At 50.7% G+C, this 14,328-nt stretch carries 13 protein-coding genes; 8 read left to right on the top strand and 5 right to left on the bottom strand.

What is annotated here, in order from left to right; all coding sequences use genetic code 11:
* The first annotated feature begins 79 nt into the window (after positions 1-79).
* From KNO68_RS09060 to KNO68_RS09035, 6 genes are read left to right on the top strand one after another with little or no spacing between them, the layout of a single operon-like run.
* The gene (locus KNO68_RS09060; RefSeq protein ID WP_372522694.1) at positions 80-667 is read left to right on the top strand and encodes a glycerol-3-phosphate responsive antiterminator; all 588 of its coding nucleotides are present in this window, start codon (positions 80-82) and stop codon (positions 665-667) included.
* Positions 664-1,755 (top strand): ABC transporter ATP-binding protein, encoded by a 1,092-nt coding sequence (locus tag KNO68_RS09055; protein WP_214687531.1) that lies wholly within the window; start codon positions 664-666, stop codon positions 1,753-1,755. The genes KNO68_RS09060 and KNO68_RS09055 overlap by 4 nt, the downstream gene beginning before the upstream one ends.
* Positions 1,752-2,657 (top strand): carbohydrate ABC transporter permease, encoded by a 906-nt coding sequence (locus KNO68_RS09050; RefSeq protein WP_214757963.1) that lies wholly within the window; start codon positions 1,752-1,754, stop codon positions 2,655-2,657. Before KNO68_RS09055 ends, KNO68_RS09050 begins: the two co-directional genes overlap by 4 nt.
* A complete protein-coding gene (locus tag KNO68_RS09045) occupies positions 2,654-3,463 on the top strand; it encodes a carbohydrate ABC transporter permease (protein WP_214757961.1) in 810 nt (269 codons plus the stop codon). The genes KNO68_RS09050 and KNO68_RS09045 overlap by 4 nt, the downstream gene beginning before the upstream one ends.
* 16 nt (positions 3,464-3,479) lie before the next feature.
* Complete coding sequence (locus KNO68_RS09040) at positions 3,480-4,787, top strand: ABC transporter substrate-binding protein (RefSeq protein ID WP_214687529.1); 1,308 nt, start codon at positions 3,480-3,482, stop codon at positions 4,785-4,787.
* Positions 4,759-5,463, top strand: coding sequence for a glycerophosphodiester phosphodiesterase (locus tag KNO68_RS09035; protein ID WP_215112364.1), 705 nt, complete (start codon positions 4,759-4,761; stop codon positions 5,461-5,463). Before KNO68_RS09040 ends, KNO68_RS09035 begins: the two co-directional genes overlap by 29 nt.
* Before the next feature lie 38 nt (positions 5,464-5,501).
* Here the strand turns inward: KNO68_RS09035 and KNO68_RS09030 are convergent, their stop codons facing one another.
* The 5 genes from KNO68_RS09030 to KNO68_RS09010 all read right to left on the bottom strand — a co-directional run bounded on the left by KNO68_RS09030 (position 5,502) and on the right by KNO68_RS09010 (position 11,170).
* The gene (locus KNO68_RS09030) at positions 5,502-6,587 is read right to left on the bottom strand and encodes a GGDEF domain-containing protein (RefSeq protein WP_078147635.1); all 1,086 of its coding nucleotides are present in this window, start codon (positions 6,585-6,587) and stop codon (positions 5,502-5,504) included.
* A gap of 91 nt (positions 6,588-6,678) precedes the next feature.
* Positions 6,679-6,822, bottom strand: a complete 144-nt coding sequence (locus KNO68_RS09025) for a hypothetical protein (RefSeq protein WP_026825140.1) — start codon at positions 6,820-6,822, stop codon at positions 6,679-6,681.
* 215 nt (positions 6,823-7,037) lie between these two features.
* Positions 7,038-8,126 carry an IS200/IS605 family element RNA-guided endonuclease TnpB gene (gene tnpB, locus KNO68_RS09020; protein ID WP_078147634.1) on the bottom strand — a complete coding sequence of 363 codons (1,089 nt, stop codon included), beginning with the start codon at positions 8,124-8,126 and terminating at the stop codon, positions 7,038-7,040.
* A 213-nt stretch (positions 8,127-8,339) separates the two neighbouring features.
* Positions 8,340-9,485: a sensor histidine kinase gene (locus KNO68_RS09015; protein ID WP_214686231.1), complete on the bottom strand. Its 1,146-nt coding sequence runs from the start codon at positions 9,483-9,485 to the stop codon at positions 8,340-8,342.
* 155 nt (positions 9,486-9,640) lie between these two features.
* Complete coding sequence (locus KNO68_RS09010; RefSeq protein ID WP_251024882.1) at positions 9,641-11,170, bottom strand: multicopper oxidase family protein; 1,530 nt, start codon at positions 11,168-11,170, stop codon at positions 9,641-9,643.
* Between the two features lie 130 nt (positions 11,171-11,300).
* Between KNO68_RS09010 and KNO68_RS09005 the strand changes: the two genes are divergently transcribed.
* Together KNO68_RS09005 and KNO68_RS09000 are read left to right on the top strand one after the other, a co-directional pair.
* The gene (locus KNO68_RS09005) at positions 11,301-13,313 is read left to right on the top strand and encodes a heavy metal translocating P-type ATPase (protein WP_215112363.1); all 2,013 of its coding nucleotides are present in this window, start codon (positions 11,301-11,303) and stop codon (positions 13,311-13,313) included.
* A 58-nt stretch (positions 13,314-13,371) separates the two neighbouring features.
* Positions 13,372-14,316 (top strand): F510_1955 family glycosylhydrolase, encoded by a 945-nt coding sequence (locus tag KNO68_RS09000; RefSeq protein ID WP_214686224.1) that lies wholly within the window; start codon positions 13,372-13,374, stop codon positions 14,314-14,316.
* The last annotated feature ends 12 nt before the right edge of the window (positions 14,317-14,328 follow it).

The following is a 14,328-nucleotide window of genomic DNA, read 5'->3' as shown; positions in this document are numbered from 1 at the left end:
CTTTGAGAGACCAACAGAAGCCCGTACGTTGATGACGTGTCGTTTCTGTTGGTCCTTTTTTGAAGAGAGGATGATTCAAGTGAATGATGCGATTGCACGGATCGGACAAGAACGGATGATTGCCTCCATCAAAAGTCCAAAACAAATCGAGGCGTTTTTACGGACGGATGTGACGACGACGTTTCTCATGATGGGAACGCTCAGTACGCTCGACCGCTATGTGGCGCACTTAAAGCGAGAGAATCGAACGGTCTTCCTCCACGCGGAGCGAATCAATGGAATCAGTCTCGATCGGGACGGGATCGATTATCTTGCCAAACGTGTCGGTGCCGATGGGATTGTCACGACGAAAGCATCCGTGCTCCAGCATGCGAAGCGAGCGGGGCTCTTGACGGTACAACGACTCTTTCTCGTCGACTCGGACGCGGTCACGAGCGGACTCAAGCTCGCAGAGGCGCAACAACCGGATGCGATTGAACTTATGCCGGGTCTGATTCCGAGCGTGGTCGAGAAGATTTCCCAGGAAGTCTCCTTTCCGATTGTGACGGGTGGCATGATTCGTCAACCGATTGATGTGCATCGCGCCCTCGATCATGGGGCATTCGCCGTATCGACCGGGGATGAACGACTTTGGAACGTACAAAGTCAGAAGGAGGAATTAGCATGAAATCGATTCAACTACAACAACTGACAAAATCATTCGGGGAGACGGAAGTCATTCGAGGGATTGACGTGACGATTGAAGCAGGAGAGTTCTTCGCACTCGTCGGTCCGTCCGGCTGCGGGAAGAGTACGATGCTTCGGATGATAGCCGGGCTCGAATCCATCACAAGCGGAACGCTTCGCATCGACGGTGTGGCGGCGAACGGGATGAAGCCGAGTGAGCGTCACTTGTCGATGGTGTTCCAAAACTACGCCCTTTACCCACATATGACGGTGGAGAAAAATATCACGTTCGGTCTACATACGAAAGGACTGACGAAGCTTGAACAGCGGGAGCGTTGCCTACAGGCAGCGGAAACACTCGGGCTCACCGATTACCTGAAACGGAAACCGCGTGAGCTATCTGGAGGTCAGCGACAGCGTGTCGCCTTGGCACGTGCCATCGTGACTGAGGCACCGATTTGCCTGATGGATGAGCCGCTCTCGAACTTAGATGCGAAGCTACGGGCAAAGATGCGTTCAGAGATTCGCCAGTTACAGCGAAAACTCGGATTGACGATGATTTATGTCACTCACGACCAAGTCGAGGCGATGACGATGGCGGACCGCATCATGCTCCTCAATGAGGGGGAAGTGCAACAAGTCGGAAAGCCGCTCGACTTATATAACAAACCGGCGAATACGTTCGTCGCTTCCTTCATCGGGTCACCTCCAATGAACCTAGTTGAGGTCACGCGACAAGAAAAAGGCTGGATGGCATCGGACGGTCGCATCTTCCACCCAAATGCCTTGACGGAAGTATCACAGGCGACACTCGGTGTCCGTCCTGAGCAAATCAAGCCAGCGGACAAAGATGTGACATTTTACGCAGAACTGAAAAATATTGAAGTGCTCGGGACCGAGACGATTCTCGCCTTTGACGTCGGAGGGAACGAATGGTTGGCAAAATGGCCGGGACAATGGCCGCTCACGGTCGGCGAAAAAGTAGCGTGTTATGTGGATTCGAAACAGATGTCGCTATTTGATACGAACGGACAGCGCATCGAGCCACGACAACCGAAACTATTTGAGGCGTTGGAGGTGTTCCAATGACGGTCGCCTTACCGAGAGAGAAAGCCCGGACACGGCTATCTGACGCGGCGAGCGGTCTGTTGTACTTGTCTCCGTCCATCATCTTGTTCGGTGTCTTTCTCGTCTATCCGCTGTTGCGAACGATCTATTTAAGCTTTTTCCGGACCGACACACAGGGGACACCACTCGAATTTGTCGGAGTCGGTCATTACAGCACGCTGTTCACGAGTGCCGCATTTTGGCAAAGCATTCAGGCGACAGTCGGATTCGTCCTTTTGACGGTCCCGCTCACGATTCTCATTGCGCTCGGTCTCGCACTCCTCGCCAATGAGAAACTGAAGGGCATTGGCATCTTTCGAACAGCGTTCTCGGCGACGATGGGGATGAGCGTCGCGGCGTCATCGGTCATTTGGATGTTCATGTACAATCCGTCAATCGGTATTTTCAACCGGTTCCTCGAGGCTGTGGGGGCAAGCGGTGTACAGTGGCTCCTCGATCCACAATATGCGCTCCTTTCCGTGTCACTTGCGACCGTTTGGATGAACATCGGCTTTACGTTCTTGATTCTACTTGGCGGTCTGCAAAACATCGATCGGACGTTATATGAGAGTGCGGACATTGCCGGAACGAGTTATTGGACACAGCTTCGGGCGATCACCATCCCGATGTTGTCGCCGACACTTTTCTTTGTCGGGATCATCTCGCTGATCAACGCCTTCCAGACGTTTGGACAGATTGATTTATTGACGAAAGGTGGACCGACGAATGCGACGAATGTCATCGTCTATGCCATCTACAAAGATGCGTTCATCAACTATAACGTCGGCAGTGCCAGTGCCCAGGCCGTGCTCCTATTCATCGCCGTCCTTTTGTTGACATGGATCCAATTTAAATTGGTTGAAAGGAAGGTGCATTACCAATGAGACTACGGAATGTTGGCGTCTATGTCTTACTCGTCTTGAGCGCCATCGTCATGCTGTTTCCAATCGCCTATGCGTTTTCGATCAGTCTGATGGACGGGAAGGAGGTGCTCCAGGGACATCTCCTTCCACGTGAACCTTCATTGGAAAACTATGTGGCCGCGTTCGAACGCATCCCGATGATGACGTACCTGCTCAACAGTTTGATTGTCGCGCTCCTCGTGATGGTCGGACAGGTCGTATTATCGAGTCTTGCAGCATTCGCGTTCGTCTTCATCGACTTTAAAGGAAAAGGGCTCATCTTTATGCTCTTCTTGGCGACGATGATGGTGCCATGGGAAGCGACGATGGTCCCGAACTTTTTGACGATCCAGTCGCTCGGCTGGCTGAATAGCGTCTGGGGACTGTCTGTGCCGTTCTTCGCACTTGCGTTCGGGACGTTCTTACTTCGGCAACAGTTCAAAACGATTCCGTATGAAATGTACGAGGCGTCCCAAATTGCCGGGATCAGTCGCTTCCGATTCTTTTGGAACGTCGTCTTGCCGGTATCGAAGACACCGCTCGTCACATTGTCGGTGTACAGCTTTTTGACGACTTGGAATATGTACTTATGGCCGCTTCTCGTCACGAACACGGAACAGGCGCGGACGGTCCAAATCGGCATCAAACAGATGCAGTCGAACGAAGTCGCCTCGGATTGGGGCGTCGTCATGGCAGCAGTCATCTTGATTATCATTCCGACACTTGTATTGTTGTTCGCAGGACAAAAGCACTTGCAAGAAGGATTGACGCAAGGCGCTATCAAATAATAGGGGGATATGACAAATGAAAAAGTTAGGATTATTCGCAGGGTTGGCAAGTTCGGTGTTATTACTCGGGGCATGTGGCAGTGAAGAAGCGGCACCAGTCGCGGCGACGACAGAAGACGGAAAGACAGAGGTCGTCTTTTGGCATGCGATGAGTGGGGACTTGGAGACGGCTTTAAACAGTCAAGTCGATGCGTTCAACGCTTCGCAAGACGACTATGAAGTCAAACCGGTCTTCCAAGGAACATATGAGGAAGCGTTGACGAAATTCAATGCGGTCGCCGGTTCGGAAGACGCGCCAGCCATCATGCAGACGTTCGAGGTCGGGACGAAATACATGATCGATTCGAACAAAATCACACCAGTTCAAGAGTTCATCGACAAAGAGGATTTTGACACGAGCGTATGGGAAGAGAACATCTTGAGTTATTATCAGGTCGATGGGAAGCAATACTCGATGCCGTTCAACTCTTCGACACCGATCCTCATCTATAACAAAGAGGCGTTTGAAAAAGCAGGGCTCGATCCAGAGAAAGCACCACGCACATATGACGAGTTGAAAGAGGCGGCGAAGAAGTTGACAACGGACGGTCAGACCGGCTTCACGATGCTCAACTACGGTTGGTTCTTTGAACAGCTCTTGGCCGCACAAGGTGGACTGTATGTCGACAATGACAATGGACGAAGCGGAGACCCGACGAAAGCCGTGTTTGATGGCGAAGAAGGACAGAACGCGTTCAATCTCATCAAAGAGATGTACGATGAGAAGACATTCCTAAACGTCGGTCAAAACTGGGACGACATGCGCGCGGCATTCCAATCTGGAAAAGTTGCCATGTACCTTGATTCGTCAGCAGGAATCCGTACGGTAGCAGACAACGCGGACTTTGAAATCGGCGCATCGTACTTACCGGTACCGACTGAAGCGGAGCGTCAAGGCGTCGTCATCGGCGGGGCATCGCTCTGGATGGGTGATGGCATTGCCGAAGAGACGAAAGAAGGCGCATGGGAGTTCATGAAGTATGTCGCTTCAACGGAAGCGCAAGCACAGTGGCATGTTGACACAGGCTACTTCGCCATCAATCCGGAAGCATACAATGAACCGATCGTAAAAGAAATGTGGGCGAAATATCCACAACTGAAAGTGACGGTCGACCAACTCAGTGAGACGAAACCATCACCTGCGACACAAGGAGCGCTCATCTCGACGTTCCCGCAATCACGTCAAAGTGTCGTCAACGCGATGGAAAGTTTGTATCAAGGGGTGTCGGTCGAAGAAGCATTGAAGCGTGCGGCCGATGAGACAACTTCCACCTTGGGGCAGTGACATGTTGATTTACGCACATCGCGGCTATAGCGCCAATTACCCGGAAAATACATTGTCCGCGTTCGAGGCAGCTCTTCCCTATGTGGACGGAATCGAGCTGGACGTACAGCTATCGAAGGACGGGCGTCTCGTCGTCATTCATGACGAAACCGTCGACCGGACGACAAATGGAACGGGATGGGTGAAAGACATGACGCTTCAGGAGTTGCGCCAGTTGAAGATTGACGGCTATGAACGCATCCCAACGTTAGAAGAGGTGCTCGGACTGATTGAACGAAGCAACGTCACCCTGAACATCGAATTGAAGACGGATCAATATGCGTATCCAGGGATCGAACGTCTCGCTTGGTTTGCTGTTGACGAGTTTGAACTCGGTGACCGTGTCGTGTTCTCCTCATTCAATCGTGAAACGCTCGTCCGAATGCGAGATGTGGCACCAGTCGCCCGGCTTGCAGTGTTGACACTCACGGGTGAGTCGGACACCGTCTCGTTCGCTGAAACGATTCGGGCCGAGGCGATTCACGCCCAGCCTGCATTTATCGGTTCGAAAGCATGGGATCAGATACAACAGACGACGCTCGAGACACGGCTCTACACGATTAACGATGTGAAGGACCTGCCCCTGATAGCGGTTTCGGCCATCATGACAGATGAGGTTGAACGGTTTACAAAATGAGTACAACAAACCCCGCTTTCACTTGAAGCGGGGTTTGTTCATGTCATGATCGGTTGTGGTGTGTCATAGGTCGAGACAACAACTTGATTGCGCCCTTCATGTTTTGCTTGATAGAGCGCCGAATCCGCAAGATCGACCATCCGCTTGATGGGAAGCGAGGTCCCGTGTGCGACCCCGACAGACGTCGTGATTTGAATCGGTGGAAAATCGTTCAAGTGGAATAGTTCAGCAGCAATCCGTTCTCGTATCCGGTTGGCCACTTTGTCTACCTTCTCTGGCGTCAAATCGTACATCAAGATGACGAATTCTTCGCCACCGATTCGTGCGACAGTGTCATGGGCACGCGTCTCGACTTTTAAGATGTTGGCGAACTGTTGTAAGACGAGATCACCGTTTCCGTGACCATATGTATCGTTCACATGTTTAAAATGATCGATATCGAGCGCGAGTACATTGTACGTCCGATTCTCTTGCCCGATGGAAGCCGTATATCGATCCCACACACGTCGATTGTATAGACCGGTCAAATGGTCTCGTTCAGACGACTGTTTGTACTCGATGGCACGGCGGGTCGTCTGTTCTAAATCGATGGTGAGGATACTCGAGAGTAGACCGACGAGCATGCCAATCATCCAAATGGACAAGACGAGGGATACATAGGCTGTGCTCCAACCCATATTGATATAGACGGCAATCGAAATAATGAAGAGCGCCCATACGTTCAAAAAGATACTCTGTAAGAAGAGTCGCTCCCGAAGCAGCCGATGAATCCAGAGCATCCCGATGCTGACGATGAACGTCGCGATAAACGCAATCACGGCCTGCTCGGTCATTCCGAACAAAAATCGTGTACTGGCGATGACAAGTGTCGCAATGAATAAAGGAAAACGAGCACCATAAAAAGCAAGCAACACGAGCGGTAAGTGACGTAAATCCACACGGACCATATCGTTAGCTTCTACGGCGTTATACATCAAAAACAGACCGAGTGCACCGGCGAGTATTCCAATCACAGAACTACGAAGACGGTACGAATTAAAAAGCGAAGAATGATAAATCTTCGAGATGATATAAAATCCGGTGAATGCGACACAAGCATTGAGCAACAAGACGGTGAGCGTCATTCCTTCACGACCTTTTCGATAGACTATACATTAACGGTAGCAGTCTTCAAATAATTGTCAATCTGAAGGTGTGTAAATGTTCATTATCTTTTCACGCTTTCTTCTTTGTTCCTCGAAACGCAAAAAACATAGCGATGCCAATTCCAATGCCGAGCCACCAATTATCGAGGGTGAGCCCGAAAACGACGGCGAATACAACGGCGACGGGAATCGATAAGTAGCCACGTTGTTTCATCTTCATTTCCTCCTCTCTTCGACACTTCTTTATTCCCAAAAGGTAGACACTTCATTCTCAAATTGAGGTAAGACAAAAACGTTCGACCGAGTGAACTACTCACCACTTATTTGCTTCACAAATTGAAGTGGGAGCTTCTTGGGAAGACCGTACTTTTATTAGCCACGATTGTTTACCAAGCTCGTCGGGTGGTTCCCACCCTGAAGGAATTCGTTTTAGTTTGCCAACATCAACAGGTTGATGCTCGCGTTGATGTCACGGTCATGATGCGCGCCACAGGCACACGTCCATTCACGGACATCCATCGCCTTCTTCTCGCCTTTTACACCGCAAGTGGAACAGATTTGAGTGGATGCGAACCATTGATCCGCCTTGATGAGCGTCCGTCCGTAGAAGTTTGATTTGTATTCGAGTTGCCGGACGAACTCGTACCAACTGACATCTGCAATCGATTTGGCGAGCTTATGGTTTTGCATCATGTCCTCCGACTTCAATGTCTCCACGACGATGACTTGGTTCTCGTCAACGATCCGTCTCGACAGTTTGTGAAGGAAGTCCTTGCGTTGGTTGGCGATCTTTTCGTGTTTCTTGGCCAAAAGTAATTTGGCTTTTTCACGATTCTTGCTTCCGATCTTCTTTCGCGACAGCGCCCGTTGCGCCTTCTTGACCTTCGCCTCGGACTTACGAAGGAGACGTGGGTTTTCGATTTTCTCCGAGACCATCGCATCGTTCGTCATGACGGCGAAGTGCTCCAAACCGAGATCGATCCCGACCTTGTTCTCGGCTGGGATCCATGGTGCATCGTCCTGTTTGACGAGGAGGGAGATGAAGAACTTGCCCGTCTTGGTCATCGACACCGTCGCCGACCGGATGACGCCCTCAAACGAGCGATGTTGTTCGAACTTCACGAAGCCGATTTTAGGAAGTCTCACCTTGCCGTCCTCGATGCGGATCGTGCCGTGCTGGTTGTTCGTCGTGTAGGAGGCGCGCGACCGCCGTCTCGATTTGAAGGCCGGGAAGCCGCCCGTCCCGGCGAAGAACTTCGCGAACGCGGTGTCGAGATTCAGCTTCGCGTTCGCGAGCGCGAGACTGTCCACCTCGGCGAGGAACGGGAACAGGGGCTTGTAGGAGGCGGGTGTCGCCGGTTTCCGTCTCGTTCCACTCCCCGCTTTCGCCTCCTCGCGGATGGCGATGCGGTCCTCGAGCAGCTTGTTGTAGATGAACCGGGCGCAGCCGATCGTCTTGATGAGGAACTCGGCCTGTGCCGGCGTTGGGTGGAGCCTATATTTATAGCCTTTCAGCATGTCCGTCCATCCTCCCTTCAGAAGATCATGATGTGTCCTCCTCATCCAATACCCATGGAAGGAAGGGAGAATCTGACGGAATCACGAACTTTTGTTCGTCACATCTGTCACAGGGGGAGAAGAGTTTTGGACCGGGCGATTCATCTCCCACCTACGCTGGGCTACGCCCCGAGACGCTTAGAGGAGGGAAAATTCTCGCCTGATTTAGTTAAATCAGTCGAACGAAACCGAATGTTTAGGGGATGGCAGCAATGGACAGCTCTGTCTGGTATGAAGCTCGATTGTAAAGGTGGTGCCTTCTCCGTATACCGAGTCCGCATGAATTACCCAACCGTGGGCTTCGGCAATTCGTTTGCAGATTCGTAGACCGAGACCTGTTCCTTTTATGGCTTGGTGGGCGGCGGATTCGACACGGTAATATTCATCAAATACGTAGGGAAGTGCTTCTTCTGGAATCCCAATCCCGGTATCGGATACAGATAAAGTTACCGTGCCAGCACTTTCAAATACGCTCGTATGGACCGTCCCGCCATCAGGAGAGTACTTGATGGCGTTACCAATGAGGTTATGGAGCAATTGCCGTAACTTTTCTTCATCTGCTTGAATCAAGACATCATTCGTTTCAAACGTCACCGTATGAAGCGAGGAGGTCGTCTGATAGCTCGACATGACATCCTCCAAAAGAGGACGGAGTGCGAACGTCGTCACGGTCAGTTGATCAGCCGTGTATCGTTCTTTTTGATAATCGAGGAAGTTATCGACGAGCCGCTCCAGCCGTTCCGATTCTTGTTTGACTTGTGTTAGCATCTGATACGATTTTTCCGAACCTTGATGGCGTGTCATGAGTAGCTCCGTATATCCATGGATGGCAGTCAATGGCGTGCGGAAATCATGAGACAGTTCGGCAAGGAAACTGTCTTTACGTTCTTCAAAGCGGACGGCTTCCGTTTGGTCGCGCCACATGATGAAAACGCCACGTGGTGTCCGCGTGAAGTTGAAAATCAAATGTAGCGTCTTGTCATTAGAACGCAGACGACGTGAAGTCATCCTTGGATCCGTTTCGGTCGCACATTCGAGCAATTCCTGGATGAGGTGCATGACTTGTGCGGAATCCGCCCCATGCCGTTCCAACATGGTATATACATAACGAGTCAATGTTTCCAATGTGTCAAAAGATTGTGTTGTCATAGAAGGGTACCATTGCCGAAGAGAATCATTCGAATACAGACGACATCTTGAGAAATCGATATAACACATCGCATCCTGTACTTCTTCCACGATGGAAGCGATGGAGAACGTATGGCGTTGCTGTTTTTGACGAGCGGAGCGTTTCTGCCTAATCCTATGGAATCGGCGCATGGACCTACCTCCTCGCGAACATTTGTACATGCATTCACAACTAGTATACGACATTTGAGAAGGAATCCCTATACAGGCAATAGTCCTAGCAGAAACGTATCGAAATCAGGACGGATACAAAACACCTCTCCGCTGATAGAACAGAGAGGTGTCGGTCATTCGGTCACGTTTACTTGTCCCATCATCCCATTTTCTTCATGCTCGAGGATGTGACAATGATACATAAATGTGCCGGTTTTCGTGAAGGTGATTTCAATCTTTACTCGTTCATCCGGAGCGACGGCTACCGTATCTTTCCACCCTTTTTCCTGATCGGATGGTGGGTTGCCGTCTCGACTAATGACTCGGAACTGGACGCCGTGGATGTGGAAAGGATGTGTCATCCCACCCATCATATCCGGCTTATTTTCAATTTCCCATACCTCGGTGTCTCCGCGTTTCGCTTCGATGTCGATACGCTCCGGATCATAGGTCTTTCCGTTGATTGAAACCATGTTACCCATTCCAAAAAGGGTGAGGCGGCGGTCTGCTGTCTCATCTGTCAAGCGCTCCATCGTTTCGGTCACCGGAATCTTAATGGACGCCTTGTCAAGTTCACCGACACGAAACGTGGTGAATGTCACCCCGTCCGCTTTTAAGGCGGCGACATCTTCAACTTGTGAAAAATCAATCAGTACCTCGGCCCGTTCACCTGGTGTCAACGTGAGGGTCTCTAAGGGAATCGGGCGTTCTAACGGCCCTCCGTCTGTCGCAATCTGCGTCATCTCGGCCTCGTTAGATAACGTAAAATCAAAATCGCGCGCATTCGAACCGTTGACTAGTCGCACTCGTAACGTCTCGGTTTGAACGTCGAACGTCGTGTTGATGGCTCCATTCGCAAGAATGGTATCCCCCGTCGTTCCATCAACGTTCATATGGGCATCATAATCCAACTCACCGTTCGGCGTGAAGAGTCGATCTTGTACGATGAGCGGGATGTCGTCGACTCCATATTCATTCGGGAGACCGTTCTGTGCATCGTCGGTCACATAAAGAAGACCGGCGAGCCCTTTATAAACTTGTTCGGCTGTCAATCCCATCGGATGGGGGTGGAACCACAGTGTACTAGGTTCTTGATCGATGTCGAGTCGAACTTGTGCCTGTTCACCTGGTGCGACGGTCTGATGAGGTCCCCCGTCCATGTCGGCAGGGATGACGAGTCCGTGCCAGTGGAACGTTGTCGGTTCATCCAATCGATTGATGGTATCGATTACGACTGTTTTTCCTTTCGGTAACTCGATCATTGGTCCGAGTAAGTCTCCATTATAGCCGAACGTTTCCGATTTCTTGCCGTCTTTGAAAAATTGTGACGTGCCTTTAGTTGCTTCCACCGTATAGTAGACCGTGTCTCCCGTGACACGATTTGGCTGTAAGGCAGTCGGAATCGGAAGCGGCTGTGTCGGTTCATCCGTTGCTTGGAGCTCTTGCATCGCTCCGTGTCCCATCGGTCCGTTATTGCCACCCATTCCATTATCACCCATCATGTGATCATCCATCTGACCCGTTGCCGAATCGTTTCCCATCATATGATCTTGGTCCATATTGTTGTTATGGTTCCATGTCCCGTTGAAAAGGACGATTAGTAAAACGAGGATGCCTCCAATTAAAATCCCCGTCAACAGAAACCATATTCCTTTCGATTTCATGCTATAACACTCCTTCATTGTTCAGTCCTCACTTTGTTGTACCACCTAATTGTGAAAGAAACATGAAAGTCCAAATCTGTTTAATCGCATACCGAATAGAGGTATACAATCCGTGTAAAGGAGAGGATGAATGATGGAACATGCACACGATCAACACCATGGACATCATGAGGAGAGTCACGAGTCTCATCATGGCGGACACGGACACGAGCATATGATTGACGATTTCAAACGACGTTTCTTCGTATCGCTCGGGCTGATGATTCCGATTTTATTGTTATCGGACATGATTCAAGAATGGCTGCGGTTTGAACTCGATTTTCCGTTTGAAAAGACAATCTTATTTGTATTGGCGACGATTGTGTATGTATACGGCGGGTGGCCGTTCTTAAAAGGAAGTGTGGAAGAGTTAAGAGAGCGTAGCCCGGGCATGATGATGCTTATTAGCTTGGCGATCAGCGTCGCTTACTTTTATAGTGCAGCTGTCGTCTTTGGCTATGGAAGCGGACATGACTTCTTTTGGGAACTCGCTTCATTGATTGTGATCATGCTACTCGGCCATTGGATTGAGATGCGTTCTGTCATGGGAGCGTCGAACGCGTTGGAACAACTCGTGCAGCTTCTACCGAACGAAGCGCATCGCATCAATGGGGAAGAAACGGAAGACGTTCCTATCTCTGAACTGAAGGAAGGAGACCGAATCCTCGTCAAACCGGGGGAGCAGGTACCCGTGGACGGGAAAATCATCAAAGGACGAACAACCATCGACGAGTCGATGTTAACCGGCGAATCGGTACCGGTCGAAAAAACAGAAGGTGAAGATGTCATTGCGGGTTCGATCAACCAAGAAGGGAGTTTGACGATTGAAACGATTGGTACGGGAGAAAGTACGTACTTGTCAAAAGTGGTTGAATTGGTGAGTGAGGCACAAAAATCGAAGTCGCGGGCTCAAAATCTGGCGAACCGGGCGGCAAAATATTTGTTCTATATCGCAATTGCCGCTGGGGTCATCACGTTCACCATCTGGTTCATGCTCGGCTACTCAGTCGGGACAGCGATCGAACGGATGGTAACGGTCATGGTCATCTCATGTCCCCATGCACTTGGACTGGCGACACCCCTGGTCGTCGCCGTCTCGACAGCATTATCGGCAAAACAAGGTCTTCTCATCCGCAATCGGACTCAATTTGAAGAGGCGCGTCGACTCGATGCCGTCATTTTCGATAAGACCGGTACGCTGACGGAAGGGAATTTCGGCGTCACGGACATACAGGCGAACTCGCCTTATAAGGAGGAAGACGTGTTGCAACTCGCAGGAGCAGTTGAGCGTGAGTCGCAACATCCTCTCGCGCAAGGGATTTTAAGAGAAGCCGAGAGACGGGAATTGAAACTGGCGGCTGTCGACGACTTCGGTTCGATGACAGGTGTCGGATTGGAAGGAACGGTTGACGGTGCGCATATACAAGTCGTCAGTCCGCGACATATCCGCGATCAACACATTCAAATTGATGAGGAGACGTTTGCACGACTCTCGGAAGAAGGAAAGACCGTCGTCTTTGTTTTGAAAGACGGAGAATGGGTCGGGATGATTGCGATGGCCGATCTGGTGAGGGAAGAAGCGAAAGAGACCGTCGAGGCACTTCATGAAAAAGGCATTCGCTCGATCATGTTGACGGGTGACAACGAGAAGGTCGCGCATTGGGTCGCGGGTCAGCTCGGTATCGATGACGTGTATGCCGAAGTATTACCGGACGACAAGGCGAACCAAGTGAAAGACGTCCAAAAAGATGGCAGCAAAGTAGCGATGGTCGGAGATGGAATCAATGACGCACCTGCCTTAGCACAAGCGGATGTCGGCATCGCAATCGGGAGCGGGACAGACGTTGCCGTCGAAACGGCAGATATTGTCCTCGTCCGCAGTAATCCGAAAGATGTCCTATCGATTTTGGAGCTTTCACAGAACACGTATCGTAAGATGATTCAAAACTTGTGGTGGGCAGCCGGGTATAACATCGTCGCCATCCCGCTTGCTGCAGGCGTTCTGGCTCCGATTGGAATCATCTTGTCCCCAGCCATCGGTGCCGTCTTGATGAGTTTAAGCACAGTTATTGTCGCAATCAACGCTCGACTTTTGAAGATTTAACATTTCTTTCACCTTTAGTCAGTATGCTAGATGGGATGCTAATGATGGAGGGATCGAGATGAAACGAACGTTAATGCTATCACTATTCCTGACTCCACTGCTCCTGTCGGCGTGTGGAACAGAAGACGCACCGTCGGACACGAGTCAATCCGAGAATGTGACGACAACTACAAAAGACGAGTGGCAACGTGTGGGATCCGATGAAACGGTCTCCCACATCCACGGAGCTGGATTTTGGCAAGACGACGAACGTCTTGTCATCGCGACGCATGCCGGATTAATGGAATATCGTGAAGATGGCTGGTATACACTTCCGACGAATCGTCATGACTATATGGGATTCGAACTCGTCGAGGATGGATTTTATGCAAGTGGTCATCCCGACCGACGTACCGACTTCCAAAATCCACTCGGTGTGTTATACGGGAAAGACCATGGCATGACATTAGACGTACGGGCACTGGAGGGAGAGGCAGACTTTCATTACATGAGTGCGGGTTATGCGACGGAAATGTTGTACGTCTACCTTGAGGAAGCGACGTCAGAGCTAGAACCTGGATTCTATCGTTCGGACGATGGCGGAAGATCGTTCGAGTCGATGCGAGGATCTGGGGTAGAGGGTGAGCAGGTGGCAGGGATTGTCGCCGACGCGACGGAAGCGGAGCGGGTCTTCTTATACGGACCGTCCGGTATCCTCGTTTCGAAGGACTTTGGAGATTCGTTCGAGCCACTCGTTGAATCAGAACAGGTGATTACGGTCGGAGCGGATGAGGGGCAGTTGGCATACGTACGACAGACAGATGGTTCTTTCGAAGGGGTTCGTTTCAATCTAGACGATGAGTCTACAGAGACGTTCGATCTTCCAGAGTTTGAAGCGGATGCTGTGCCGATTAAATTGGCGATCAAAGAGGAGCGCATGCTGCTCATCACATCTGACAATAGCGTATATGAGCTCATAGACGAGAAGTGGCAGACACAACTTGATGCAGGTGAACTCGACTGACGAAAGACGCCT

The organism is Exiguobacterium sp. s75 (assembly GCF_018617145.1).
Taxonomy (GTDB): domain Bacteria; phylum Bacillota; class Bacilli; order Exiguobacteriales; family Exiguobacteriaceae; genus Exiguobacterium; species Exiguobacterium profundum.
This window is presented reverse-complemented; position numbering and strand designations above follow the sequence as displayed.